General features: G+C 71.9%; 25 protein-coding genes and 1 pseudogene. 19 read left to right on the top strand and 7 right to left on the bottom strand.

Annotated elements, in window-relative coordinates; all coding sequences use genetic code 11:
• Nucleotides 1-207: 207 nt before the first annotated feature.
• Nucleotides 208-819, bottom strand: coding sequence for a hypothetical protein (locus tag ACIHCM_RS11580; RefSeq protein WP_399892830.1), 612 nt, complete (start codon nucleotides 817-819; stop codon nucleotides 208-210).
• Nucleotides 820-880: 61 nt separating this feature from the next.
• Between ACIHCM_RS11580 and ACIHCM_RS11575 the strand changes: the two genes are divergently transcribed.
• Complete coding sequence (locus tag ACIHCM_RS11575) at nucleotides 881-1,513, top strand: VOC family protein (protein ID WP_399892827.1); 633 nt, start codon at nucleotides 881-883, stop codon at nucleotides 1,511-1,513.
• Between the two features lie 75 nt (nucleotides 1,514-1,588).
• Nucleotides 1,589-1,996, top strand: a complete 408-nt coding sequence (locus ACIHCM_RS11570; protein ID WP_399892824.1) for a VOC family protein — start codon at nucleotides 1,589-1,591, stop codon at nucleotides 1,994-1,996.
• Here ACIHCM_RS11570 and ACIHCM_RS11565 read toward each other — a convergent pair.
• The gene (locus ACIHCM_RS11565; RefSeq protein WP_399892822.1) at nucleotides 1,979-2,668 is read right to left on the bottom strand and encodes a helix-turn-helix domain-containing protein; all 690 of its coding nucleotides are present in this window, start codon (nucleotides 2,666-2,668) and stop codon (nucleotides 1,979-1,981) included. The two genes, ACIHCM_RS11570 and ACIHCM_RS11565, sit on opposite strands and share 18 nt — an antisense overlap.
• Before the next feature lie 10 nt (nucleotides 2,669-2,678).
• Nucleotides 2,679-3,701 (bottom strand): cupin domain-containing protein, encoded by a 1,023-nt coding sequence (locus ACIHCM_RS11560; protein ID WP_399892819.1) that lies wholly within the window; start codon nucleotides 3,699-3,701, stop codon nucleotides 2,679-2,681.
• Between the two features lie 80 nt (nucleotides 3,702-3,781).
• On the opposite strand from ACIHCM_RS11560, the gene ACIHCM_RS11555 reads away from it, so the two are divergent.
• Entirely contained in the window at nucleotides 3,782-4,615 is an 834-nt protein-coding gene (locus tag ACIHCM_RS11555) for an NAD(P)H-binding protein (protein ID WP_399892816.1), read from the top strand.
• Between the two features lie 24 nt (nucleotides 4,616-4,639).
• On the opposite strand, the gene ACIHCM_RS11550 is transcribed toward ACIHCM_RS11555, so the two are convergent.
• Nucleotides 4,640-5,929, bottom strand: a complete 1,290-nt coding sequence (locus ACIHCM_RS11550) for a YihY/virulence factor BrkB family protein (protein WP_399892813.1) — start codon at nucleotides 5,927-5,929, stop codon at nucleotides 4,640-4,642.
• A gap of 110 nt (nucleotides 5,930-6,039) precedes the next feature.
• Between ACIHCM_RS11550 and ACIHCM_RS11545 the strand changes: the two genes are divergently transcribed.
• From ACIHCM_RS11545 to ACIHCM_RS11475, 15 genes are all read left to right on the top strand, one after another.
• Complete coding sequence (locus ACIHCM_RS11545) at nucleotides 6,040-7,674, top strand: acyl-CoA dehydrogenase family protein (RefSeq protein ID WP_399892810.1); 1,635 nt, start codon at nucleotides 6,040-6,042, stop codon at nucleotides 7,672-7,674.
• Between the two features lie 378 nt (nucleotides 7,675-8,052).
• Complete coding sequence (locus ACIHCM_RS11540; RefSeq protein ID WP_399892807.1) at nucleotides 8,053-9,342, top strand: GAF domain-containing protein; 1,290 nt, start codon at nucleotides 8,053-8,055, stop codon at nucleotides 9,340-9,342.
• 214 nt (nucleotides 9,343-9,556) lie between these two features.
• Nucleotides 9,557-10,759, top strand: coding sequence for a hypothetical protein (locus ACIHCM_RS11535; protein ID WP_399892804.1), 1,203 nt, complete (start codon nucleotides 9,557-9,559; stop codon nucleotides 10,757-10,759).
• Between the two features lie 17 nt (nucleotides 10,760-10,776).
• A complete protein-coding gene (locus tag ACIHCM_RS11530) occupies nucleotides 10,777-11,349 on the top strand; it encodes a GNAT family N-acetyltransferase (RefSeq protein WP_399892801.1) in 573 nt (190 codons plus the stop codon).
• Nucleotides 11,350-11,476: 127 nt separating this feature from the next.
• Nucleotides 11,477-11,560, top strand: a complete 84-nt coding sequence (locus ACIHCM_RS11525; RefSeq protein WP_309486338.1) for a putative leader peptide — start codon at nucleotides 11,477-11,479, stop codon at nucleotides 11,558-11,560.
• A gap of 125 nt (nucleotides 11,561-11,685) precedes the next feature.
• Entirely contained in the window at nucleotides 11,686-13,383 is a 1,698-nt protein-coding gene (locus ACIHCM_RS11520) for a nitrite/sulfite reductase (RefSeq protein ID WP_399892798.1), read from the top strand.
• A gap of 28 nt (nucleotides 13,384-13,411) precedes the next feature.
• The gene (locus ACIHCM_RS11515; RefSeq protein WP_399892795.1) at nucleotides 13,412-13,591 is read left to right on the top strand and encodes a hypothetical protein; all 180 of its coding nucleotides are present in this window, start codon (nucleotides 13,412-13,414) and stop codon (nucleotides 13,589-13,591) included.
• On the top strand, nucleotides 13,588-14,298 hold the full coding sequence (locus ACIHCM_RS11510; protein ID WP_399892793.1) for a phosphoadenylyl-sulfate reductase: 711 nt from the start codon (nucleotides 13,588-13,590) through the stop codon (nucleotides 14,296-14,298). The genes ACIHCM_RS11515 and ACIHCM_RS11510 overlap by 4 nt, the downstream gene beginning before the upstream one ends.
• Before the next feature lie 32 nt (nucleotides 14,299-14,330).
• Entirely contained in the window at nucleotides 14,331-14,867 is a 537-nt protein-coding gene (gene cysC, locus ACIHCM_RS11505; protein WP_399892790.1) for an adenylyl-sulfate kinase, read from the top strand.
• Nucleotides 14,864-15,799, top strand: a complete 936-nt coding sequence (gene cysD, locus ACIHCM_RS11500; RefSeq protein WP_399892787.1) for a sulfate adenylyltransferase subunit CysD — start codon at nucleotides 14,864-14,866, stop codon at nucleotides 15,797-15,799. The genes cysC and cysD overlap by 4 nt, the downstream gene beginning before the upstream one ends.
• 2 nt (nucleotides 15,800-15,801) lie before the next feature.
• Nucleotides 15,802-17,157, top strand: a complete 1,356-nt coding sequence (locus ACIHCM_RS11495) for a sulfate adenylyltransferase subunit 1 (RefSeq protein ID WP_399892784.1) — start codon at nucleotides 15,802-15,804, stop codon at nucleotides 17,155-17,157.
• 220 nt (nucleotides 17,158-17,377) lie between these two features.
• Nucleotides 17,378-18,484 carry an aliphatic sulfonate ABC transporter substrate-binding protein gene (locus tag ACIHCM_RS11490; protein ID WP_399892781.1) on the top strand — a complete coding sequence of 369 codons (1,107 nt, stop codon included), beginning with the start codon at nucleotides 17,378-17,380 and terminating at the stop codon, nucleotides 18,482-18,484.
• Between the two features lie 31 nt (nucleotides 18,485-18,515).
• Nucleotides 18,516-19,304: an ABC transporter ATP-binding protein gene (locus ACIHCM_RS11485; RefSeq protein ID WP_399892777.1), complete on the top strand. Its 789-nt coding sequence runs from the start codon at nucleotides 18,516-18,518 to the stop codon at nucleotides 19,302-19,304.
• A complete protein-coding gene (locus ACIHCM_RS11480; protein ID WP_399892774.1) occupies nucleotides 19,291-20,184 on the top strand; it encodes an ABC transporter permease in 894 nt (297 codons plus the stop codon). The genes ACIHCM_RS11485 and ACIHCM_RS11480 overlap by 14 nt, the downstream gene beginning before the upstream one ends.
• A gap of 5 nt (nucleotides 20,185-20,189) precedes the next feature.
• Entirely contained in the window at nucleotides 20,190-20,930 is a 741-nt protein-coding gene (locus ACIHCM_RS11475) for a sirohydrochlorin chelatase (RefSeq protein WP_399892771.1), read from the top strand.
• Nucleotides 20,931-20,956: 26 nt separating this feature from the next.
• Here ACIHCM_RS11475 and ACIHCM_RS11470 read toward each other — a convergent pair whose 3' ends face one another.
• Entirely contained in the window at nucleotides 20,957-21,574 is a 618-nt protein-coding gene (locus tag ACIHCM_RS11470) for a DsbA family protein (RefSeq protein ID WP_399892768.1), read from the bottom strand.
• A 123-nt stretch (nucleotides 21,575-21,697) separates the two neighbouring features.
• Complete coding sequence (locus tag ACIHCM_RS11465; RefSeq protein WP_399892765.1) at nucleotides 21,698-22,252, bottom strand: DUF1697 domain-containing protein; 555 nt, start codon at nucleotides 22,250-22,252, stop codon at nucleotides 21,698-21,700.
• 383 nt (nucleotides 22,253-22,635) lie between these two features.
• Here ACIHCM_RS11465 and ACIHCM_RS11460 point away from each other — a divergent pair, with 383 nt between their 5' ends.
• Entirely contained in the window at nucleotides 22,636-24,894 is a 2,259-nt protein-coding gene (locus tag ACIHCM_RS11460; RefSeq protein WP_399892762.1) for an MMPL family transporter, read from the top strand.
• 74 nt (nucleotides 24,895-24,968) lie between these two features.
• Here ACIHCM_RS11460 and mgt read toward each other — a convergent pair.
• A pseudogene (mgt, locus tag ACIHCM_RS11455) lies at nucleotides 24,969-26,205 on the bottom strand (macrolide-inactivating glycosyltransferase).
• Nucleotides 26,206-26,213: the final 8 nt, after the last annotated feature.

Genomic DNA, 26,213 nt, shown 5'->3' with positions numbered 1-26,213 from the left:
TCTCCCGGTGTTCATGGCCTGGACCTGGTGATAACGGCAATCCTGGCCGCGCGGAGCGAAGGATCGGCTCCTGAGCGAGCGACACACGGGAGACCTGCGGGCGATCCCACCCGCATGGAGTACCCGACCCACACCGACGGCTCTCACCGAGGGCCCTTCAGCGGTACGGCGGCGGCCCCCGGACGGCACATGCCCGGGAGAAGGCGCTCAGCCCGAGGTGCCGACCTCGTCGCGGGGCGCCCCGTCGCCCACCGGCGGCAGGTCGCCGCGTTCCAGGGGCGCGGTGGGCGCGGGCGCGGCGGACGGCAGGAGGGCGTCGAGTTCACCGGCGGACGGGCGGTGGGCGCCGAGAGCGGCCTCGCGCAGGACGTCGCGGGAGACACCCGCGCTGCCGCCGACGTGGACGACATGGCCGTCCTTGGGGACGGCGTACTCGCGGTGCCCGCCGGTGACGCGGTACCAGGCGTCGCCGTCGCGGACGCACTTCGTGGTGCCGCCGGACGCGCCGGCGACGGGCCGCCCGGGACAGCCGGCGGCGGTCATCGTGCCCCTGTCGACCGTGAGCTGTATGTGGGCGCCGGTCTCCTGGGAGACGTACACGGCGGAGAAGCCGTCGCCGCCGTACACCCCCACGGACTGCTGGGCGAGGGTGAAGCCGGCCGCCCCGGTGGCGTAGAGGTGCTCCGGCGCGATGCCCGACGCCCGGGCCCGCGAGGCCGCTTCGGCCCCGGCGGCCGGCTCCGTCGCGGTGCCGCAGCCGGTGACCAGCACGGGGATCAGCAGGGCCGCCCAGGGCAGGGCACGCGGGGGACGCATCATGCGCCCATCGTGCCGCACAGGTGTTCCACACAGCCGAGCGGGTTGCGTAGCCTCGGCGGGGATGAACACGATTCCCGCACATCTCGACCACCTCGTCCTCGCGACCCCGGATCTGGCGGCGACGGTCGCGGAGTTCACGCGGCGCACCGGTGTGACACCGGTCGCCGGCGGTTCGCACGTGGATCTCGGCACCCGCAACTACCTGGTCGGTCTGGGCGGAACCGGTTACCTGGAGATCATCGGCCCGGATCCCGAGCAGTCCACGCCCGGCGGACCGGGACCTTTCGGTGTCGACGAGCTGCCCACGCCCCGCACGCTGACCTGGGCGATCAGCCCGCCCGACCTGGACGCGGCGGTGGCGGCGGCGCGGGCGCGGGGCTACGACCCGGGAGCGCCGCAGGCGATGAGCCGCCGCGCTCCCGACGGCACCGTGCTGCGCTGGCGGCTGACCGACGGCGCGGCCGCCCACCCCTCCGGGCTGGTCCCCTTCCTCATCGACTGGGGCGCCACACGCCACCCCACGGCGACCGGTCTTCCCGTCACGCCCCTGCTGTCCCTGGCAGCCACGGCCCCCGACCCCGCCGAGATCCGCCCGCTACTGGCCGCCCTGGACACCGAACTGCCGCTCGGGAAGGGGCCGGTGGGGCTGTCGTTCACGGTGGACACGCCGAGGGGGCCGGTGCGGTTCGACTGAGCGGGTGCCCCGCGGCACCGGGCCTGTCCGTTTTCTTCAAGACCGTTGCGGCCGCCGCTGCCTACCGTGGGCCCCATGACTCCACGATTCGATGCCATCGGCCTGGTCGTCTCGGACATGGCCGCCTCCGTCGCCTTCTACCGCCGCCTGGGATTCGCGTTCCCGCAGGGGGTGGAGCGGCAGCCGCACGCGGAGGCCGGATTGCCGGGCGGCTTGCGGCTGTTGCTGGACACGGAGGAGAGCGTGCGGTCCTTCCACGCCGGGTGGCAGCCGCCCACCGGGGGCGGCCGGTCCTCGCTCGCGATGCTGTGCGACGGGCCGGGCGAGGTCGACGCGGTGTACGAGGAGCTGGTGGGCGCCGGGTACCACGGCGAGCTCAAGCCGTGGGACGCCTTCTGGGGCCAGCGGTACGCCGTCGTGAACGACCCGGACGGCAACGGTGTCGACCTGTTCGCCCCGCTGCCGTCAGCCGCCGCCGAGTAGCCCGGCCGGGGTGGCACCCGTCAGGTCCCTGACCTCCCGCGCCAGATGCGGCTGGTCCGCGTAGCCGGCCGCCACGGCCGTCCCGGCGAGCGGCATGCCGCTCCGTGCGAGGGCGAGGGCCCGTTGCAGGCGCAGCACGCGGGCCAGGGTCTTCGGGCCGTATCCGAAGGCGGTCAGCGCACGGCGGTGCAACTGACGTGCACCGAGGCCGAGTTCTTCGGCCGTCGCGGCGACCGGCCGGCCCGCGTCCAGCGCCGTGACGATCCGTCGCAGCAGCGGGTCCGGGGGATCCGCGTCGGCCGCGAGGGCCAGCGCCAGCTCCTCCAGGCCGCGTGCGGGACCGGAGGCCGCGTCCACACGCGCGGTGAGCAGGCGTACCCGCGCGGCCGGCCAGAGATCGGCGAGTTCGACGCGCCGGTCGCGGACCTCGTACGCGGGCAGGCCCAGGAAGGTGGGCGCGGTGCCCGGGAAGAAGCGGACGCCCGCCCAGCTGCCGCCGCTGCCGTCCGTGCGCTGCGCGTGGGTGTCCGGGCCCGCGACGAGCAGCCGCCCTTCGTGCCAGAGCAGGTCCATGCACCCGTCGGGCAGCACCCGCCCCGGGCCGGCGCCGGGCTGCGGGGTGTTCGTCCACACCACCGCCCCGGCCAACCGCGACGCCCGCTCCACGTACACGCCGGCCACGCTACGCCGCCGGGCCCGGATCGTGCTCCGCCCGCGTCGCGGGGTACCCCGGGGCCGGCCCCGCGCCACGCACCACGCCCACTCCCACCACGCGTCCCCGCGTGCGATGCTCCTGCGGGCTCACCCCGTACACCCGCTTGAAGGCGTTGGAGAGGGCGAAGGCGCTGCCGTATCCGACCCGGCGGGCTATCGACTCCAGGGTGTCGTCGCTGTCGCGCAGGCGGTCGGCGGCGAGGGCCAGGCGCCAGCCGGTGAGGTACGTCATCGGGGGTTCGCCCACCAGTCCGGTGAACCGGCGGGCGAGCGCGGCCCGGGACACCCCGGCCTTGGCGGCCAGCGATGCCACCGTCCACGGATGCGCGGGATCGTCCTGGAGCAGGCGCAGCACGCGGCCGACGACCGGGTCGGCCTGCGCCCGGTACCAGGCGGGGGCCTCGGCGCCGGGCCGCGAGAACCAGGCCCGCAGCGCGGCAATGACCAGCAGGTCCAGGAGCCGGTCCAGCACGACCTCCTGTCCCGGTTCGTCCCGCACGACCTCCTCCATGAGGAACGGGGTGAGCGGGCAGTCCCAGACGTCCGAGGTCAGCGACAGCAGCGGGGGCAGCGCGTCGAGCAGCCGCCCGCTGATCTCGCCCTGCCAGAGGTAGGTGCCGATCAGCATCACCGCGGAGCCGTCGAGCCGGTCGCCCCAGGTACGCACGCCCAGGTCCATCCGGCCGCCCAGGGGCCTGCCGTCGGGATGGTGGCACTCGCCGCCCGGCAGGATCAGCGCCTGCGGCACCGTGCCGGGGTCGTCGCCACAGGTGTACGGGGCCGGGCCGCGCGCGACGGCGAGATCGCCGGCCCGCAGCCGCACCGGCTCGCCCGTGTCCGGGACGATCCAGGCGCCGCCGCGCACCATCAGCATCACGGTCAGCGGTGCCCGGTCCTCGACCCGCACGGCCCAGGGCGGGTCGAAACACGCCCGGATCATGAAGGCGCCCCGTGCCCGTGGGCCCTCCAGCAGGGTTGCGAGTGGGTCCATGGCGTCAGCGTAGACGCGCACGCAGGGGAATGAGCCGTTCAGTGATGGGCTCCGCGGCGCCACGGCAGTTCACTGGAGGCATGACGCGGAAAACGGACATGACAGTGCTGGTGACCGGAGCCTCCGGCCGCACGGGCAGCCGGGTGGCGCGGGCCGCGCAGGCGGCGGGGCTGACGGTGCGCCCGGCCTCCCGCGCCGAGGGCTTCGACTGGACCGACCGGTCCACGTGGGCGCCGGCGCTGCGGGGCGCCGACGCCGCGTACCTCGTCCACCCCGGTGACGTCGGTTCTCCCGAGGCCACGCGCGCGGTCGGGCTGCTCGCGCACGAGGCGGTCGCGCTCGGCGTACGGCGGCTGGTGCTGCTGTCGGCGCGCGGCGAGGTGCAGGCGCGGCCCACCGAGGAGGCGCTGCGGGAGTCGGGGGCGGACTGGACGGTCGTACGGTCCGCCTGGTTCATGCAGAACTTCAGCGAGGGGCCGCTGGTGGAGGGGCTGCGGCTGGGCGGGGAGCTGGTGTTCCCGGGTGGAGCGGTGCGGGAGCCGTTCGTCGACCTGCGGGACGTCGCGGACGTGGTGGTGGCCACGCTGACGGCCGGGGACCGCTACCTGGGGCAGGGCATCGACGTGTCGGGGCCCCGGCTGCTGACCTTCGGGGAAGCGGTGGCGGAGGTCGGGCGGGCGGCGGGGCGCGAGCTGACGTACCGCCCGGTGCCCGCGCAGGAGTACGGCGCGCGGCTGGCCGCCTTCGGGGAGCCGCCCGAGGTGGTGGAGCTGCTGGTGGACGTCTTCGAGACCCTCCTGGACGGCCGCAACGCACACCTCTCGGACGGGGTCCGGCGGGTGCTGGGCCGCGAGCCGAGGGACTTCACGGCGTTCGCCACCGAGGCCGCGGCGGCGGGCACCTGGGCGGCGTGAGCGGCGGCCTCCGCGAGGCCTGCCTCACCTCTCCCCCGGCGGTTCCTCCCCGCGCTCCACGGTCCCGTTGCGCGCCGGGTTCTGCGCGGCGTTCTGCGAGGAGTGCTGCGACGCGTTGTTCGTCGCGTTGCCGGTCGCGTTGTTCGTCCCGCTGTTCGTCGCGTTGTTGCTCGCGTTGTGGCTCCCGCTGTTGCTCGCGTTGTGCGAGCTCTTCACCTGCGTCCGCAGCCGTGCCGTCACATCCTCCGGCGGCAGGAAGCGGGACCAGCGTTCGGGGAACTCCGAGGGCATGTCGGGGTCGTCCGGGTCGGGGTCGGCGTCGCGGGCCGCGGCGGCGCGGGCGACGTACTCGGCGACCTGCGCCTCGCGCAGCCGCTCGTTGGCGGCGCGGGCGGCGGCCGTCGCGGCGGCCGGCCAGACCCGGTCGATCGCCGCGTTGACGGCGGCGCCGACCAGCACGGCGAACGCGGACACGCCGATCCACAGCATCACGGCGACGGCGGCGGCCAGCGAGCCGTAGATCGTCGCGCCCTCGATGGTGCTGGTGAGGTAGATACGCAGCAGGAAGCTGCCGAGCACCCACATGGCGAGGGCCACGAGCGCGCCCGGTACGTCCTCGACCCACGGGGAACGGACCGGGACGGAGACGTGGTACAGCGTCGTCAGGAAGACGATCGACAGGACGATCACCACGGGCCAGTACAGGACCTGCACCACGGTCGTCGACCACGGCACGATCCGCACCACCGCGTCCGGGCCCGCCACCATCAGCGGCAGCGCCACCGAGCCGATCAGCAGGGCCGCGATGAACAGCAGGAACGCCACCAGCCGGGTCTTGACGATGCCCCGGACCCCGTCGAGGCCGTACATGACGGTGATCGTGTCGATGAAGACGTTCACCGCCCGGGAGCCCGACCACAGCGCGAACAGGAAGCCTATGGAGATGACGTCCGGCCGCCCGCCCCGCATCACGTCGTCCAGGATCGGCCGTGCGATCTGGTTGACGCCCTGGTCGGACAGGACCGTGCGGGAGGCCTCCAGGATGTTGGTCTCCAGACTGGAGATGGTGTCGGTGCCGGTCCAGTCGTCGACGTAGCCGAGCAGGCCGATCAGGCTGAGCAGCAGCGGCGGCACCGACAGCAACGTGAAGAAGGCGGCCTCGGCGGCCAGGCCGAGGATGCGGTACTCGATGCAGGAGTTGACGGTGTCCTTCAGCAGCAGCCAGGCGGTCCTGCGCTTGGAGACGTTCCGGTAGAGGGCACGCGCCCGGTGGAGGCGACCGGAGGGCTCGGGGATGTCACTTGCTGGCTGCACGACCCAAAGGTATCCGCCGCGACGGTCGCGGTTCACCCTGGTGGGACGGTGGCCGACGGCGCCCCGTCCCCGGGGTGACCACCCCGGTACCTCGGGGTAGGTTCCGAGACATGGCAGGCAGCACCCACACCGTGACCAACCAGGCCCCGCCGCTCGTCGGACACGACGTCTTCGGCGCCGACCGCGCCCTTGCCGACGCCGTCGAACGGCACGTCGTCCCGGACCTGCTCGACGACGTCCTGGACGAGCTGTCGGCGCTCGGCCGCACGTGCGGGTCGGCACAGGTGCAGGAGTGGGGGGTGCTCGCCAACGAGAATCCGCCGAGACTGCGCACCCACGACCGCTACGGCCACCGTGTCGACGAGGTCGAGTTCCATCCGTCCTGGCACCGGCTGCTCGGCAAGGGCGTCGCCGCCGGCCTGACCGCGGCCTGGACGCGGCCGGCCGGGCATGTGCGGCGGGCCGCCGGATTCCTGATGTGGTCGCAGGTCGAGGCCGGCAACGGCTGCCCGCTGTCCATGACCCACGCCGCCGTGCCCGCCCTGCGCACGGACCCGGACCTCGCCGCCGAGTGGGAGCCCCGGCTCACGTCCGTGATCTACGACCGTGATCTGCGGCCCGCCGAGCAGAAGGCCGGGGTGCTGTTCGGGATGGGCATGACGGAGAAGCAGGGCGGCAGCGACGTCCGTGCCAACACCACCGTCGCCCGGCCGCTCGCGCAGGACGGGACGTACGAGCTGACGGGGCACAAGTGGTTCTGCTCGGCTCCGATGTCGGACGGGTTCCTGGTGCTGGCCCAGGCCCCGGGCGGGCTGACCTGCTTCCTGGTGCCGCGGGTCCTCGCGGACGGCAGCCGGAACGTGTTCCTGCTCCAGCGGCTGAAGGAGAAGCTGGGCAATCGTTCCAACGCCTCCAGCGAGGTCGAGTTCGACGGTACCTGGGCACGCCGGGTCGGCGAGGAGGGGCGCGGGGTGCGGACCATCATCGAGATGGTCGCCGCGACCCGGCTCGACTGCGTGCTCGGCTCGGCGGGACTGATGCGGCAGGCGGTCGCGCAGGCGATCCACCACTGCACGTACCGGGAGGCGTTCGGCGGGAAGCTGACCGACAAGGCGCTGATGCGCAACGTCCTGGCCGATCTGGCCCTGGAGTCGGAGGCCGCGACCACGCTCGGGCTGCGTCTCGCCGCCGCGTACGACGACGGGGGCGAGCAGGAGCGGGCGTTCTTGCGGCTGGCGGTGCCGGCCGCCAAGTACTGGGTGACCAAGCGCTGCACGCCGGTGACGGTGGAGGCGGCCGAGTGCCTGGGCGGGAACGGCTATGTCGAGGAGTCGGGGCTGCCACGGCTGGTGCGCGAGTCGCCGCTGAACTCGATCTGGGAGGGCGCGGGCAACGTCCAGGCGCTGGACGTGCTGCGCGCGCTGCAACGCGAGCCGGAGGCCCTCAACGCCTTCCTCCAGGAGGTCGGACGGGCGCGCGGCGCCGACCACCGGCTGGATGCCGCGATCAAGAACCTGCTGACCGAACTGGCGGATCTGGAGGGCGTCGAGGCCCGTGCGCGGCGTGTGGTCGAGCGCATCGCGCTGGTGCTCCAGGGCGCGCTGCTCGTGCGGTACGCGCCGCCGGAGGTCGCCGACGCGTTCTGCGGGTCGCGACTGGGCGGCGACTGGGGGCACGCGTTCGGGACTCTGCCGCACACGCTGGATCTGGCGTCGGTGGTGGAACGGGCGCGGCCGGTTTCCTGACGCGGGTACGACGGCCCCGGAGCTTGGAAAGCGCGTACGCCGTCTTGCGTCCGTAGCTCGCGAAAGCTTGTGTCCGTGACCCGCGGCACCGCGCGCCGACAGGGGTGGTGCTGCGCCGACACGGCACCACCCCTGCCCCTGCCGGCCCGTTGAGGCCATGCGCGCCACACGGGCGACGTCGCTCAAGTTTCAAACACCGGGGGGCGGTTCACCAGGGTTGCAAGGGGTTGCAACTTTCTGGTGTCTCTGACCGGACTGCATCCCTCCGTCATCGGCGGGCGGCAGTATGGAACACACCAGCAGGACGCGACCGGAAAGCGACGCCACCAGGCCTTGACAGCCGGTCGCACATCAGTGTGAACCCGGGGGAGGACCTCAGTGCCGCGGTCGCCTATGAATGTCACGCACCTGGCCGCCGTCGACGCGCCACGGGCCGCTCGGATGCTCAGCGCCCTGCGCGACGCCGCCCTCTCCGGCCGGAGCCCGCACCTCGCCCCCCGCCCGGTGATCGGGGAGTCCTGGGGACGCATGCTGCGCAGCGGGGTGGACCCGGAGCACGACTTCAGATCCGGTCTGCTGCCGCCGGAGGAGGTCCTGCGGCGGCGTGAGGACTCGCGGCTGCGGCATGTGCTTCCGGTGCTGAGAGAAGGCCTGGTCTCGGTCGCGGACACCGCCCAGCACATCATGGTGATCGCCGACCCGGAGGGCAGGGTGCTGTGGCGCGAGGGCAGTTCCGCGGTGCTGCGCAAGGCGGACGGGCTGGGATTCCTGCTCGGCGCCGACTGGCGGGAGAACACCGTCGGCACCAACGGCGTCGGGACACCGGCGGTGGTACGGCGGCCCGTTCAGGTCTCCGGCGCCGAGCACTTCGTCCGTTCCCAGGCCTCGTGGACGTGTGCGGGTGCCCCCATCACCGATCCGCGCGACGGCCGGCTGATCGGGGTGGTGGACGTCAGCGGGCCGCTGGAGACGATGCATCCGGCCACCCTCGCCTGGGTCGACTCGGTGGCCAAACTCGCCGAGGCGCGGCTGCGGGAGCTGCATCTGAGCGCGCTGGAGCGGCTGCGCGCGGTGGCCGCCCCGGCGCTGGCCCGGCTGGCCGGACGCGCGCTGGTGGTCGACCGGGAGGGCTGGACGGCGGCGGTGACGGGGATGCCGTACACGGGCCGGGTGGCACTGCCCAAGGAGCTGGCGCCGGGGTACCACGCCCTGCCCGCCCTCGGGCCATGCGCCGTGGAACCGCTTGCCGAGGGCTGGCTGCTGCGCCCCGCCGACGAGCCGCTGCCGTCCGGCGCCACGCGGATCGTGCTGGACCTCGGGCAGCCGCGCCGCTGGACGGTGACGGTGTCGGGCAGCGCCGGCTCCTGGACCCATGAACCGAGTCCCCGGCACGCCGAGTTGCTGTTCCTGCTGGCCGAGCACCGGGGCGGCCGCACCGCCGCGCAGCTCGCCGCGGACGTCTTCGGCGACCCGCGCCGCACGGTGACGGTGCGCGCCGAGATGTCGCGGGTACGGCGGTACCTCGGCGGAATCCTGGAACACCGTCCGTATCGTTTCCGCGACGACGCCGAGGTCCAGATGATCCTGCCACCCGAACCGTCCGACCTCCTGCCGCACTCCGACGCCCCGGCGGTGGTCCGGACGCGGACCGCCTCGGCCGTGCCCTGAGCCGGGGTGAGGTTACACACCGTGACACCAGGGTATGCCGTCGCCGTACATCCGTTGGCGACTTTCCCGTATCCGAGGGCTTCTTCCGCATATTTACGGGGTCTTCGTCCCCGGTCCGCCGTACCTGACGTAGCATCCCCTACCGGGCCACCCCACCTGCTCCCAGGGCAACGCACGGATCGACAGGCGCAGTTGGCCCACCTCGGGAGGACAGATGAAGCAACGCGGCAGACACCGCCGACGCAAGCGGGGCCAGGCGCTGCGGGCGTTCCTGGCCGGGACCGCTCTCGCGCTCACCGGCGCCGCCACCCTGATCAGCGCCTCCCAGGCCACCTCCGGCACGGATCCGGGTGCCCTGAAGCCCATAAGCTCCCCTGCCTCCCTGGGTGATCTGCGTCTGAGCGAGGAGCCACTCGCGGGGGCCGCGGCCGACGGCCCGGCCCGGCCGGTCGGCGTCGCCGCCGTCCTCGCGGACGCCGACCGCAGCCTGCGTACCGCGGCCGACTGCCCCGGCGCCGACCGCTCCGCGCTGCCCGTGGCGCCCGCGGCCACCCGGGCGCACTGCTGGGACGAGACCGGCACCGGGAGCTGGCGGACCGGGGCGGTGACCACCTCGGGTGACGCCGACGACGACGGCCGGTGGGGCGCGAACCGGGTGATCCTCTCCGGCTGGAGCGACCAGCGCGGCCACTCCCGGGTCGCCTTCGTCGACGCCGGCGATCCGGACCACCTCACCTACACCTGGGTGACGCTCACCGTCCCCGCGCGCGGGGAGCCCGCCGGCCGGCCGCTCGTCTCGGCGCTGTCCGGCATGGTCTGGTACCAGGACAAGCTGCTCGTCACCGCGGCCGACGGGCGCGGCCTGTACGTCTACGACCTGGACCGCATCCGGCGCGTCTCCACCGACTCAGCCGCGACCGCGCCGCCTGCGCGTGGCGACCGGTACACCCTGCCCGCCGTCCGCTCGTACCGGCTGTCCGGTGCCCGGATCGGCGCGCTCTCCCTCGACCGCAGCACCACGCCCGACAGCCTGGTGGCGAGCGAGTCGGTCCCGGCGGACGCCGACCGGCCCACCCGCCTGTGGCGCTACGCGCTGGACGACGACCCCTCCGGCGCCGGCCTGCTCGGCACGGAACCGCGGGAGGTGTACGAGACGAAGGCGGCCGGGGTCCGGGGTGTGCTCGCCCACCACTCCCGCTGGTACCTGGCCCGCGCGGCCGGGGAGCACGGGACCCTGTGGCGTCAGGACGGCGACGGCGCGCGGGCGGCCCGGTGCGGCACGGACGAGACGTATCTGTGCTGGAGCGGCCCCGCGCAGTCCCTCTCCTACTGGGAGGAGAGCGGCGAGGTCTGGTCGCAGTCGGGACGCATGCTGTTCTCCCTGCCGCTGGCCGCGATCGACAGGGCGCTGGGCTAGATGATTCCCTGACGGGCATGACGAACATCCCCGTGACCACCTGGTCCCTGGAGCAGACCGCCCCGTCCGACCTGCTCCCGGCCGCGGCGCCGCAGGGCGACGTGCGGATCGCCCGCGCCGAGGTGCCCTCCCCCGAGTTCAGCCGCTTCCTGTACGCCTCCGTGGGCGGGGACATCCGCTGGACCGACCGGCTGGGCTGGCCGTACGCGCGCTGGCAGGAGCACCTGGAGCAGCCCGGGGTGGAGACCTGGGTGGCCTACGACCGGGGCACTCCCGCCGGCTATGTGGAGCTTCAGCCGCAGGACGACGGGGTCGTGGAGATCGTCTACTTCGGGCTGATCCCCGCCTTCCGCGGCCGGGGCGTCGGCGGTCATCTGCTGTCGTACGGCGCCGCCCGCGCGTGGGATCTCGCGGACCGATGGCCGGGGCTGGCCGCGACGAAGCGGGTGTGGCTGCACACCTGCAGCAAGGACGGTGCGCACGCGATGGACAACTACCTGCGGCGCGGCTTCAAGTTGTTCGACACCAAGGTCGAGGAGGAGCCGGAGATCGCGACGCCCGGCCCGTGGCCCGGTGCGTACCCTGGCTGACCTGCCCGGACAAGACGGCGTTCGCGCCATGTGACCGACGACACCCTTGTTCCATATTCCGGGACAAGGGTGTCCACATTTTGGATAAAGCTGGACTGTGTCCAGAACGCCGTGACACGCTTCCGTCATGTCTGGAACTGGAATTGCCTTGGTGAGTCGGCGGCACGTCGACCTCGGCCGCATGTCCAGCGCCATCTGTCCGGCGAGCTGAGTCCGCTCCGGCAACGCCGATCCCCCGCTTCGTCTGCCCCTGCGCAACGCTGCGCCCGCATGCCCGCATGTGCCCGTACGCGCAGGTCAGTGCCGCTTTCCGCCTGTCCCGAAGGACGTAGAACCATGGCCGCCAACCCGCAGAACCCTGCTGCCGCGACTCCCCGCCGCAAGGTGAGCCGTCACCGCGGTGAGGGTCAGTGGGCCGTGGGTCACTTCACCCCGCTCAACGGCAACGAACAGTTCAAGAAGGACGACGACGGTCTCAATGTGCGGACACGCATTGAGACGATCTACTCCAAGCGCGGCTTCGCCTCGATCGACCCGAACGACCTGCGCGGCCGTATGCGCTGGTGGGGCCTGTACACGCAGCGCAAGCCCGGGATCGACGGCGGCAAGACCGCGATCCTGGAGCCGGAGGAGCTGGACGACGAGTACTTCATGCTCCGCGTCCGCATCGACGGCGGCAGGCTCACCACCGAGCAGCTGCGGGTGATCGGTGAGATCTCGCAGGAGTACGCGCGCGGCACGGCCGACATCACCGACCGGCAGAACGTCCAATACCACTGGATCCGGATCGAGGACGTGCCCGAGATCTGGAACCGGCTGGAGGCGGTCGGCCTGTCCACCACCGAGGCCTGCGGTGACACGCCCCGCGTGATCCTCGGCTCGCCCGTCGCCGGTATCGCCGCCGACGAGATCATCGACGGCACCCCGGCGATCGAGGAGATCCACCGCCGGATCATCGGCAACAAGGACTTCTCCAACCTGCCCCGTAAGTTCAAGTCCGCGGTCTCGGGCTCGCCGCTGCTGGACGTGGCGCACGAGATCAACGACGTCGCCTTCGTCGGCGTGACCCACCCCGAGCACGGCCCCGGCTTCGATCTGTGGGTCGGCGGCGGCCTGTCCACCAACCCGAAGATCGGCGTCCGGCTGGGCGCCTGGGTCCCGCTGGACGAGGTGCCGGACGTCTACGAGGGCGTCATCTCGATCTTCCGTGACTACGGCTACCGGCGGCTGCGCACCCGCGCCCGCCTGAAGTTCCTGGTCGCCGACTGGGGCGCGGAGAAGTTCCGCCAGGTGCTGGAGGACGAGTACCTGGGGCGCAGGCTGACCGACGGCCCCGCGCCCGCGCAGCCCGTGGAGCGCTGGCGCGACCACGTCGGGGTGCACCGGCAGAAGGACGGCCGCTTCTACGTCGGTTTCGCACCGCGGGTCGGCCGCGTCGACGGCGCCACGCTGACGAAGATCGCCGAGGTCGCGGAGGCGCACGGCTCGGGCCGGGTCCGCACCACGGTGGAGCAGAAGATGATCGTGCTGGACGTCGACGAGTCGCAGGTCGGCTCTCTCGTCGAGGCACTGGAGGCGCTGGACCTCACGGTCAGCCCGTCCTCGTTCCGGCGCGGCACGATGGCCTGCACCGGCATCGAGTTCTGCAAGCTCGCCATCGTCGAGACCAAGGCGCGCGGCGCCTTGCTGATCGACGAACTGGAGCGCCGGATCCCGGACTTCGACGAGCCGATCACCATCAACATCAACGGCTGCCCGAACGCCTGCGCCCGTATCCAGGTCGCGGACATCGGTCTCAAGGGCCAGCTGGTCACGAACGAGCAGGGCGAGCAGGTCGAGGGCTTCCAGGTGCACCTCGGCGGCGCGCTCGGCCTGGAGGCCGGCTTCGGCCGCAAGGTGCGTGGCCTGAAGGTCACCTCCCAGGAACTGCCCGACTACGTCGAGCGCGTCCTGAGGCGCTTCCAGGCGGAGCGCGAGGACGGCGAGCGGTTCGCGACCTGGGCGGCCCGCGCCTCCGAGGAGGCCCTTTCGTGAGCGCGGCGAGCGAGACGAAGGATGCCCCATGAGTGAGCGTGCCGCACCTTTCTACTGCCCCTACTGCGGCGACGAGGACCTGCGTCCGAGCGAGCAGGGCCACGGCGCATGGGAGTGCGCGGCGTGCAACCGCGCGTTCCAGCTGAAGTTCCTCGGGCTGCTGTCGCGTGGGCTCCAGCAGGACACGAAGGGAGGGGACGACATATGACGACGGCTCAGCAGACCCGGGAGACCGAGGAGCTGAAGGCGCTCGCCGAGCAGGCGGGCCGTGACCTGGAGGACGCGTCCGCGCTGGAGATCCTCCGGTGGGCGGCGGACACCTTCGGCAAGCGGTTCTGCGTGACCTCCTCCATGGAGGACGCGGTGGTCGCCCACCTCGCGTCCCGTGTGATGCCCGGCGTCGACGTCGTCTTCCTCGACACCGGCTACCACTTCGAGGAGACCATCGGCACCCGGGACGCCGTCGAGGCCGTGATGGACGTCAACGTCCTCACCCTCACCCCGGCGCAGACGGTCGCCGAGCAGGACGCCGAGTACGGCCCGAGGCTGCACGACCGTGACCCCGACCTGTGCTGCTTCCTGCGCAAGGTCAAGCCGCTCGAGGAGGGTCTCACCGACTACGCGGCCTGGGCGACCGGACTGCGCCGCGACGAGTCCCCCACGCGCGCGGGCACCCCCGTCGTCGGCTGGGACGAGAAGCGCCGGAAGGTCAAGATCTCGCCGATCGCCCGCTGGACCCAGGACGACGTGGACTCCTACGTCGCCGAGCACGGCGTCCTGACCAACCCGCTGCTGATGGACGGCTACGCCTCCGTCGGCTGCGCCCCCTGCACCCGCCGGGTGCTCGCGGGCGAGGACGCGCGCGCCGGCCGCTGGGCCGGGCGGGCCAAGACCGAGTGCGGGCTGCACGGATGACGACCACCACACCGACCCCTGGGGAGAAGCACGTGACGAGCGGAGCCACCGTCTGGCTCACGGGCCTGCCGAGCGCCGGCAAGACCACGATCGCGTACGAGCTGGCCGGCCGGCTGCGCGCCGAGGGCCACCTGGTCGAGGTGCTCGACGGCGACGAGATCCGCGAGTTCATCTCGGCGGGCCTCGGCTTCTCCCGCGAGGACCGGCACACCAACGTGCAGCGCATCGGCTATGTCGCCGAGTTGCTCGCACGCAACGGCGTCAAGGCCCTCGTGCCGGTGATCGCGCCGTACACCGACAGCCGCGACGCGGTGCGCAAGCGGCACGAGACGAACGGCACCGCCTACGTCGAGGTGCACGTGGCGACCCCGGTCGAGGTCTGCTCCGTGCGCGATGTGAAAGGGCTGTACGCCAAGCAGGCCGCCGGCGAACTGAAGGGGCTGACGGGCGTGGACGACCCGTACGAGGAGCCCGTCTCGCCCGAGCTGCGCATCGAGTCGCAGCACCAGAGCGTGCAGGAGTCCGCGGCGTCGGTGTACGCCCTGCTCACCGAAAGGGGACTGGCATGACGACCGTCGCACCCGTGACCGAGGAGACGCAGACCCCGTACGCCCTGTCGCACCTGGACGCCCTGGAGTCCGAGGCGGTGCACATCTTCCGCGAGGTGGCGGGCGAGTTCGAGCGGCCGGTGATCCTGTTCTCCGGCGGCAAGGACTCCATCGTCATGCTGCATCTGGCGCTGAAGGCGTTCGCGCCGGCCACGATCCCCTTCTCGCTGCTGCACGTCGACACCGGGCACAACTTCCCGGAGGTCATCGACTACCGGGACCGCACGGTGGCCAGGCACGGTCTGCGGCTGCATGTCGCGTCCGTGCAGGAGTACATCGACCGCGGTGTGCTCAAGGAGCGTCCGGACGGGACGCGCAACCCCCTGCAGACGCTGCCGCTGACGGAGAAGATCCAGGCGGAGCGTTTCGACGCGGTGTTCGGCGGCGGGCGGCGCGACGAGGAGAAGGCACGCGCCAAGGAGCGGGTGTTCTCGCTGCGCGACGAGTTCTCCCAGTGGGACCCGCGCCGGCAGCGGCCCGAGCTGTGGAACCTGTACAACGGCCGGCACGCCCCCGGCGAGCACGTCCGCGTCTTCCCGCTGTCCAACTGGACCGAGCTGGACGTCTGGCAGTACATCGCCCGCGAGGGGATCGAGCTGCCGGAGATCTACTTCGCCCACGAGCGTGAGGTCTTCGCCCGCAACGGCATGTGGCTGACCGCCGGTGACTGGGGCGGCCCCAGGGACGGCGAGACCGTCGAGAAGCGGCAGGTGCGCTACCGCACGGTCGGCGACATGTCCTGCACCGGCGCCGTCGACTCCGACGCCGGGACCCTGGAGCAGGTGATCACCGAGATCGCCGCCTCCCGGCTCACCGAGCGGGGCGCGACCCGGGCCGACGACAAGCTCTCCGAGGCCGCGATGGAAGACCGTAAGCGCGAGGGGTACTTCTAGCCATGACGAGCACCACCGAACCCACCGAGACGCTGTCGGTCGAGCAGTTGTCGGCGACCACCCTGCTGCGGTTCGCCACCGCCGGCTCGGTCGACGACGGCAAGTCCACGCTGGTCGGCAGGCTGCTGCACGACTCCAAGTCGGTGCTCACCGACCAGCTGGAGGCCGTGGAGCGCGCCTCGGCGAGCCGCGGCCAGGAGGGCCCGGACCTCGCGCTGCTGACGGACGGCCTGCGCGCCGAGCGCGAGCAGGGCATCACCATCGACGTCGCGTACCGCTACTTCGCCACGCCACGGCGCCGGTTCATCCTGGCGGACACCCCGGGGCACGTGCAGTACACGCGCAACATGGTCACCGGTGCCTCCACCGCCGAGCTGACGATCGTCCTCGTCGACGCCCGCAACGGCGTCGTCGAGCAGACCCACCGGCATGCCGCGATCGCCGCCCTCCTGCGCGTCCCGCACGTCGTCCTCGCGGTCAACAAGATGGATCTCGTCGGCTACGAGGAGAGCGTCTTCGGCCGGATCGCCGAGGAGTTCACGGCGTACGCCACCGAACTCGGCGTCCCCGAGGTCACCGCCATCCCGATCTCCGCGCTGAACGGCGACAACGTGGTGGAGCCGTCCGCGAACATGGACTGGTACGGCGGCCCCACCGTCCTGGAGCACCTGGAGACCGTTCCGGTGAGCCACGACCTGGCGCACTGCCACGCGCGCCTTCCCGTGCAGTTCGTGATCCGGCCGCAGACCGCCGAGCACCCGGACTACCGGGGCTACGCGGGCCAGATCGCGGCGGGCACCTTCCGCGTCGGCGAGCAGATCACCGTGCTGCCGTCCGGCCGTTCCACGAAGATCTCCGGCATCGACCTGCTGGGCACGCCGGTCGACGTCGCCTGGACCACGCAGTCGGTCACCCTCCTGCTGGAGGACGACATCGACATCTCACGCGGCGACCTGATCGTGCCCAGCAAGGACGCGCCGCCGACCACGCAGGACATCGAGGCCACCGTCTGCCATGTGGCCGACCAGCCGCTGACCGTCGGCCACCGGGTGCTGCTCAAGCACGGCACGCGCACGGTCAAGGCGATCGTCAAGGACATCCCGTCCCGGCTCACCCTGGACGACCTGTCCCTGCACCCGCACCCCGGGCAGCTCGCCGCCAACGACATCGGCCGGGTGAAGGTCCGCACCGCCGAGCCGCTGCCGGTCGACTCCTACGCCGACTCGCGTCGTACCGGCTCGTTCATCCTGATCGACCCCAGCGACGGCACCACGCTCACCGCGGGCATGGTCGGCGAGTCGTTCGCCTCCCCGGAGCCGGTCCGGGACGAGGCCGAGGACGACGGGTGGGACTTCTGACCATGAACGCGACCGACTTCTACTCGTCCTTCGCGAAGGAGGGCGGCCGCGTCGGCAGCGGCGCCCTCGGCAGCGGGCAGGGCGGAGTGGCGCGATGTGCGTGACGCGCGCGAGGTGTGCGCTGACGTACGCGCCCCGCGCGCGCCGCCGAAAACCCGCCGACCCCCCGGCCACGACCTGAGGTGTCGTGACCGCCGGGACACCGAGAGGAACCCCTCCCGTGCCTGCCACCACCGCCCTGCGCCGCTCTCTCGTGGCGATGGCCGCGCTGCCGTTGCTCGCGCTCGCCGCCTGCGGCTACGGCTCCCAGGCCAAGGACGACGACGCCGTCCAGGTCGCCGCCGGGGCGAAGAAGATCGACGGTCTGGACTCCGTGCGGATCGGCTACTTCGGCAACCTCACGCACGCCACCGCGCTGGTCGGCCGGCAGCAGGGCTTCTTCCAGAAGGAACTCGGCGCCACCAAGGCCGAGTACGCCACCTTCAACGCCGGGCCCTCCGAGATCGAGGCCCTGAACTCGGGCTCCGTCGACATCGGCTGGATCGGCCCCTCCCCGGCGATCAACGGGTACATCAAGTCGGGCGGCAAGAACCTGAAGATCATCGGCGGTTCGGCGTCGGGCGGGGTGAAGCTCGTGGTCAACCCCGAGAAGATCAAGTCCCTGAAGGACGTCAAGGGCAAACGGATCGGCACCCCGCAGCTCGGCAACACGCAGGACGTGGCGTTTCTCAATTGGATCGCCGAGCAGGGCTGGAAGGTCGACGCGCAGAGCGGCGAGGGCGACGTCTCCGTGGTCCGCACGGACAACAAGGTGGTGCCGGACGCCTACAGGTCAGGGTCCGTCGACGGCGCCTGGGTGCCCGAGCCGACGGCGTCGAAGCTGGTCGCCGAAGGCGGGAAGGTACTCCTCGACGAGGCCGGCCTGTGGCCGGACAAGAAGTTCGTGATCACGAACATCATCGTGTCGCAGAGCTTCCTCAAGGAGCACCCGAAGGCCGTCGAGGCGGTACTGCGGGCGTCCGTCGAGACCAACAAGTGGATCAACGCCAACCCCGGCAGGGCGAAGGCCGCGGCGAACGAGCAGCTCGGGACGGACACCGGAAAGCCCCTGCCGGCCGAGGTGCTCGACCCGGCGTGGCAGTCGATCCGGATCACCGACGACCCCCTCGCGGCCACCCTCGACGCCCAGGCACAGCACGCGGTGAAGGTGGGGCTGCTGGAACGGCCCGTCCTCAAGGGCATCTACGACCTCGCCCCGCTGAACAAGATCCTCGCCGCCCAGGGCGAGGCCACCGTCGCCGACGCCGGGCTCGGCGCCGCTTCATAAGTCCCTGACCAGTTCCCAGGAGGTGACGACCATGGCCACGACCTTCGCCAAGGCCGCCGACGCCGGTACGTCGGTGGAGCACGCCGCGCGCATCGAGCACGTCTCGAAGTCCTTCGCCGGCCCCGCCGGGCAGCAGCTCGTCCTCGACGACATCACGCTCGATGTCGCGCCGGGCGAGTTCGTCACCCTGCTGGGGGCCTCGGGCTGCGGCAAGTCCACGCTGCTGAACCTGGTGGCGGGGCTCGACAGGCCGTCGTCCGGCACGATCACGACGGACGGCCGCCCGGCGCTCATGTTCCAGGAGCACGCCCTGTTCCCGTGGCTGACCGCGGGCAAGAACATCGAGCTCGCCCTGAAGCTGCGCGGCGTGCCGAAGGCCGGCCGGCGCGGCCGTGCGGAGGAACTGCTGGAGCTGGTCCGGCTCCAGGGTGCGTACGGCAAGCGGGTGCACGAGCTGTCCGGCGGTATGCGGCAGCGGGTGGCGATGGCCCGCGCGCTCGCGCAGGACAGCAGCCTGCTGCTGATGGACGAGCCGTTCGCGGCGCTCGACGCGATCACCCGGGACGTGCTGCACGACGAGCTGACCCGGATCTGGAACGAGACACGGCTGTCCGTGCTCTTCGTGACGCACAACGTGCGGGAGGCGGCGCGGCTCGCGCAGCGCGTCGTGCTGCTGTCGTCGCGTCCGGGACGGATCGCGCGCGAGTGGACGGTCGACATCCCGCAGCCGCGCCGCATCGAGGACGCCGCGGTGGCGGAACTGTCCCGTGAGATCACCGAAGAACTGCGTGGGGAGATCCGCCGACATGGCCAGCACTGACACGCCCGCCGTCAAGGACGGTCACGATCTGGCCGGCCTCGAGGCGGGCCTGGACGCCCTGGACACGGTGCAGACCGGCCGTACGCCGCTGCGCACGACCTTCACACAGAAGATCGTGCCGCCGGTCACCGCCGTCCTGCTGGTGCTGGCCGTGTGGCAGGCACTGGTCGCGTTCCACGTCGTCGACGACCCCAGCAAGCTGCCCTCGCCGTCGGACGTGTGGGGCGAGGTGCGCACGGCCTGGCTGCAGGGCACGCTGCTCGACTACGTCTGGACCAGCGTCTCCCGCGGGCTGCTGGGCTTCCTGATGGCGCTGGCCATCGGCACCCCGCTCGGCCTTGTGGTGGCACGGGTGCGGTTCGTGCGGGCCGCGATCGGGCCGATCCTGTCCGGTCTGCAGTCGCTGCCGTCGGTGGCCTGGGTGCCGCCCGCCGTGATCTGGCTCGGCCTGAACAACCAGATGATGTACGCCGTGATCCTGCTGGGCGCGGTCCCCTCCATCGCCAACGGCCTCGTCTCCGGTGTGGACCAGGTGCCGCCGCTCTTCCTGCGGGCGGGCCGCACGCTCGGGGCGACCGGGCTGAAGGGCACCTGGCACATCGTGATGCCGGCCGCGCTGCCCGGCTACCTGGCCGGCCTGAAGCAGGGCTGGGCGTTCTCGTGGCGGTCCCTGATGGCCGCCGAGATCATCGCCTCCTCCCCCGACCTGGGCGTGGGACTCGGCCAGTTGCTGGAGAACGGCCGCAACACCAGTTCCATGTCCATGGTCTTCCTCGCCATCCTGCTCATCCTGATCGTCGGTATCGCCATCGACCTGCTGATCTTCAGTCCGCTGGAGCGGCGGGTACTGCGCAGCCGCGGCCTGCTGGTGAAGAGCTGATCCCCATGCGCCACGAACCGGTCCTTGTCGTCATCGCCCACGGCAGCCGCGACCCGCGGCACGCCGCGACCGTGCACGCCCTGGTACGGCGGGTGCGCTCGCTGCGGCCGGGCGCGCGGGTCGAACTCGGTTTCCTGGACTTCAACATCCCGTCGGTGCAGGGCGTGCTGGAGTCCCTGGCGGCGGAGGGCGTCCGCGACGTCGTGGCGCTGCCGCTGCTGCTGACGCGCGCCTTCCACGCGAAGGCGGACATCCCGGCGGTGCTGCGGGAGGCGCCACGGCGGCTGCGGATCCGCCAGGCGGAGGTGCTCGGCCCCTCGCCGCTGCTGCTGGACGCGCTGGAGCGGCGGCTGTACGAGGCGGGGCTGACGCCCGCCGACAAGTCCTCGACCGGGGTGGTGCTGGCCTCGGCGGGATCCACCGACCCGGAGGCGATCGCAGTGATCGCAGAAATCGCGCGGGAGTGGCGGCACACCGGTTGGTGCGCCGTGCGGCCTGCGTTCGCCTCCGCATCTCTTCCCCGCACCGAGGAGGCGGTACGCGAACTGCGCGACCTCGGCTGCGCACGCGTCGCCGTCGCCCCGTACGTCCTGGCTCCCGGTTTCCTGCCGGACCGCATCGCCCGGGGAGCGGCCGAGGCGGACGTCCTGGCCGGTGTGCTGGGTCCGGCACCGGAGGTGGCCCGGGTGCTGCTGGAGCGGTACGACGGGGCACGGCTGCCGATGCCGGCGGCTGTCGGCGCCTGAGCCGGCGCTGCTCGCGCCCCGCTCGGTCAGTCGAACCGGAGCCCTCCGGTGCGCGTCCGCTTGAGCTCGAAGAAGTCCGGGTGGCCGGCCAGGACACGGAAGCTGTCGAAGAGTTCGGCCGCCCGCGGGCCGCGCGGAACGGCCCGCAGCACGGGGCCAAACCACACCGTTCCGTCGACATGCACGGTGGGAGTGCCGACGTAGCCCCCGGTCTCCGCCTCCGCGCCTGCCTCGTGGCTACGGCGGACCGCCTCGTCGTACGCCGGGTCGTGCGCGGCGGCGGCGAGGTCGCCGGCCAGGCCCAGTTCGGTCAGGGACTCGGTGATCACCGCGTCGAAGTCCTCGGCCTCGCGTTCGTGGATGCGGACGCCGAAGGCGGTGTACAGGTCGCGCAGCACCTTCTCACCGTGCCGCTCGGCGGCGGCCACCGCCACCCGCACCGGCCCGACGGATCTGTCCACCAGGTCCCGGTACCAGTCGGGGAGTTCGTTCCCGGCGTTGTGCAGGTACAGGCTCATCACACGGAACCGGAGATCGATCGGACGGTGGCGTTCGACCTCCAGCAGCCAGCGGGAGGTGATCCAGGCGAAGGGGCACGCGGGGTCGAAGTAACAGTCGACACGGGTCGGTACGGAGTCGCTCATGCCGGGGATGCTAGTCGCGCAATGGCACCCGCCCTCGGTCCAGTTGCCGGGTCATCTCCTGGGCCACTTCGGCCCACTCGGGTGACAGCGTGCCGTGCGGCTCCGGCCGCACGCGCCGTCCGGTCACCCTGCCGCCGGTCCGGTGAGCTCCACCAGCTTGGTCACCGTGTTCCAGTTCCTGCTCGTGGCGATCACGCCTTTGGTGAGGCGGGGTCTGGCCAGGTACTCGGCGAGCTTGGAGCGGCCCAGGCCGTTCGGCGCGTACAGGTACAGGACGCGGTCGCCGAGCCGGAACTCCTCTGGGAGGAAGGCCACCTGGTCGATCTCGGCGAAACGCTCCGCGTCGACCGGCTCGGAGAAGTACGTGGCGTGGAGCTGCCTGGCCTCCAGTTCGGCGGCCGGGAAGGGGCAGTGGGCGGCGACCGCCTCCAAGTAGGCGTGGTCGCGCACGATGACGTCCACGCCGAAGCCGAACCGGTCCTCGATCGCCCGCGTCAGCTCCGCGGCCAGGGACTCCTCGTCGCCGTGGACTGCGGTGAACACCGCCTGTCCGCTCTGGAGATACGTCCGCACGCCCTCGTGACCGAGGCTCTCCAGCAGGGCGCGCAGATCGGCCATCGGGACCTTCTTGCTGCCGCCCACGTTGATCCCGCGCAACAGCGCCGCATACGTCGTCACCCGTCCACCCTAAGCGGCCGTCGTGCCCCGTGGGGGCGGGCACGACGGCCGGACCCGGGGTACGGGTTGCGCGAAACTCTGGCCCATGGAACCGGCCGGCAGCAACCACTGCACACAGCTGTGACTTGTTCAACAAAGTTTCGTAATCATGAGTCGGCACAAAGGGCCCCAAGGGCGGATCCCTGATCATCGGCCCGGACATCGGCCGATAGATGTAGGGGGCCGGTGTCCTCCTCAGTGCTGAGCGCGAGCTGGCCGTCCGGAGGAGCGTGCTGCCCGGCGCCTCACCGGGCAGCACGACGAGATGGCCCTGTCCGGCCCATAACTTCGAGACGGAAGGGGGCGGCAGGGGGCCGCCACCGCTCACGAGGGGGCAGCCCGTCATGGGGAACGGAGACATACGCGTGCGGGGATTCGCCGCACGGGCCGGGGGCTGGAGCGCCCGGCACCGATGGGCGGCCGTCGGCATCTGGGTGCTGTTCGTGGTCCTGGCCACCGGGCTCGGTTCGGCGGCGGGCCGGGTCGACGTCAAGGACAGCGACCAGCTCAAGGGGGAGACCCACACCGCCGCGAGGATCATCGAGGACGCCGGGATCGAGGAGCCGGCCGGCGAGACCGTCCTGATCCAGTCCGAGGGCGGCGGTCTCAAGGCCACCGACCCCGCGTTCCGTGCCGCGGTCGCCGATGTCGTCAGGGCCGTCGACGCGACCGGCGAGGTCACCGACGTCACGACGCCGTACGAGACGAGGACGATCTCCCCGGACGGACGCAGCGCGCTGGTGCAGTTCGACATGCGGGGCGCGTCGGACACCGCGGGCGAGCGGGTGGAACCGGTGCTGAAGGCCGTCGAGCGGGTCCAGCAGGAGCACGACGGGCTGCGGATCGAGGAGATCGGCGGCGCCAGCATGATGAAGACGTTCGACGACGCGTTCGGCGACGACTTCCGCAAGGCCGAGTACTCGGCCGTGCCGGTGGCGCTCGGCATCCTGCTCATCGCGTTCGGCGCGCTGGTGGCGGCGCTGCTGCCGGTGCTGCTGGCGATCACCGCGATCATGGCGACGATGGGCCTGATGGGCGTGGTCAGTCATGTGATGCCGATGAGTGACACCGCGAACTCCGTGATGCTGCTGGTCGGTCTGGCCGTCGGCGTCGACTACTGCCTGTTCTATCTGCGCCGTGAGCGTGAGGAGCGCGAGGCCGGCCGGGACGCGCAGACGGCCCTGCGCATCGCCGCCGCGACCAGTGGGCGCGCGATCGTCGTCTCCGGTGTCACGGTCTGCGTGGCGATGGCGGGGATGCTGTTCACCGGGCTCGCCGAGTTCGAGGCGATGGGCCTGGCCTCGCTGATGGTGGTCGCCGTTGCCATGGTCGGTTCGGTGACGGTGCTGCCGGCGTTGCTGTCGCTGCTGGGCGAGCGGGTGGAGAAGGGCCGGATCCCGTTCCTGCGCCGTCGTCCGGGCGGCTACGGCTCCGGGGAGAGCCGGTTCTGGACGGCCGTGCTGAAGGGCGTCCTCGCCAAGCCCGTCGTCTCCGTGACCGTGGCGGCCGGGGCGCTGCTGGCGATCGCGGCTCCGGCGGTCGGCATGAAGACGCAGAACCTCACCCTGGACCAGGAGTTCGGCGACTCGCTGCCCATCGTGCAGACCTACAACCGGGTCAACGAGGCGTTCCCGGGCGGCACCGAGCCGGCCGAGGTGGTCGTCAAGGCCGACGACATCAACGCGCCCGAGGTGCGGTCGGCACTCGCCGACTTCCGTGCGCGGGCGATCAGTTCGGGCGCCTCACGCGGCCCGGTCGACATCGAGGTGGACGACGCCAGGAACGTCGCCTTCGTATACGTCCCACTGGTCGGCGGTTCCGACCTGGACAAGGCGGGCGCCGGGCTGGACATACTCCGCGACGAGGTACGGCCGGCGACACTCGGGAAGGTCGACGGCGTCCAGGCGCCGATCACCGGTCAGGTCGCCGGCTCGAAGGACTTCAACGACCAGCTCGTCGGGTCCGTGGCCCCCGTCTTCGCGTTCGTCGTGGTGTTCGCGTTCCTGTTGATGCTGCTGTCGTTCCGCTCGCTGACGATCGCGATCACCTCCATCGTGCTGAACCTGCTGTCGGTGGGCGCCGCGTACGGCATCCTGGTCGCCGTCTTCCAGCACGGCTGGGGCGCGTCGCTGGTGGGCGCGGAGGGCGTCGGTGCCATCGTCAGCTGGCTGCCGCTGTTCCTGTTCGTGATCCTGTTCGGGCTGTCGATGGACTACCACGTGTTCGTGGTCTCGCGGATTCGCGAGGCACGGCTGCGCGGCCGGACGACGCGGGACGCCATCACACACGGCGTGGTCACCACGGCGGGGGTCGTGACCAGCGCGGCAGTCATCATGGTCGCCGTCTTCGCGATCTTCGGCACCCTGTCCATGCAGTCCATGAAGCAGATGGGCGTCGGCCTCGCGGCGGCGGTGCTCATCGACGCGACGATCATCCGCGGTGTGCTGCTGCCGGCGGTGATGGCGCTGCTCGGTGAGCGCAACTGGTACCTGCCGAAGTGGCTGCACCGCCTCCCGGACCTGACGCACGACGAGGCCGCCGACGCGGTGACGGGGGCCCCGCGCACGCCGGTGGTGGCGGAAGGGGAGCGGGTGCGGGCCTGATCTCCGCCTCGGCACAGACCGAGGGCCCGTCGGCCCTGGGGAACCGATGGGCCCTCAGCGCTGTCCTGGCACAGTCACGCGCGGGTCGCGGCCAGTTCGGCCTCGATCAGGTCGGCGGCACGCCGTGTACCGCCCTCCTTCGCCATCTCCGCCTGGAGTTGCGCCAGCCGGCGGGCGACCTCCGGGTCGTCGACGAGCGCGAGAGCCGCCTCGCGGAGCTTCCCGGCGGTGGCCTCCTCGGCCGGGACATGACGGGCCACGCCGAGGCCCTGGAGCATGTCCGCGTTGCCGAACTGGTCGACCGCCTGCGGTACGGCGATCATCGGGGTGGCCGTGGCCATGCCCTCCTGGCTGCCGCCCGCCCCCGCGTGGGTGACGAACAGGTCGGCCTGCTTGAGGATGGCGAGCTGCGGGACCCAGGACCGCACCTCGACGTTCGCCGGCACCTCCCCCACCTCCGCGGGATCGACGTGCTTGCCGATCTGGAGCACCACGTGCCAGCCCGGCAGCCCGGCGAACGCCCGCACGCACTCCCGGTAGAACGCCGGCTGCTTGGTGAAGGCCGACCCGAGCGAGACCAGCACGACCTTCTCCGCCCCGGCGGGCCGCTGCCACTGTCCCTCCGCGCTGCGGTCGCCCTGGCAGGCGCCGACGAAGCTGTGCACGGTCTCGTCGACCCGGTCGGCGTTCGGCTGCAACGCCTTGGGGATCAGCACGATGGAGCGGGCGGGCCGCCCCGCGAACGGGTCGGGGTGCTGGGTGATGCCGTTCTCCTCCAGCCAGGCCTGGAATCGCGCGTAGTAGGCCTGGCCGCGCTCGGTCTTCTTCGGCTCCTCCCACATCGGCTCGGCGACCTCCTTCTCGTAGCCGTCCCAGGCCACCAGGTTCGGCGAGAGGGAGACGGCCGGGACGCCCCAGCGGTGGGCGAGCACCCGCGCCGGATACGAGCTGATGTCGTGCAGCACGAGGTCCGGCTCATCGCCCTCGTACGCCTCGATCAGCTGCGGCAGGGCCTGGATGGCGTCGTTCAGGAAGGGTTCGACGTTGTCCAGCAAGGTGCTGCCCCACGCCTGAGGGTCGTCGTCGGGTGACGGCAGCGTCGAGTTCCAGGGCTTCACCTCGGCACCGGTCTCGGCGACCTTCTCCGCGAACACCGGAGGAATCGCGTACGTCACCCGGTGCCCGCGGGCGACCAGCTCACGGATCACCTCCAGGCTCGGGTTCACATGACCGTGGGCGGCGATGGAGAACATGGCGATGTGCGTCATGCCCCGAACCGTAGACGAGACGATACGTCTCGTGCAACTGCAGTCCCCGCC

The sequence above is a fragment of the Streptomyces sp. NPDC052023 genome (assembly GCF_044548465.1).
In the GTDB taxonomy this organism is placed as follows: domain Bacteria; phylum Actinomycetota; class Actinomycetes; order Streptomycetales; family Streptomycetaceae; genus Streptomyces.
The sequence above is the reverse complement of the archived record's forward strand: the minus strand, read 5'-3'. Positions and strand labels throughout refer to the sequence as shown.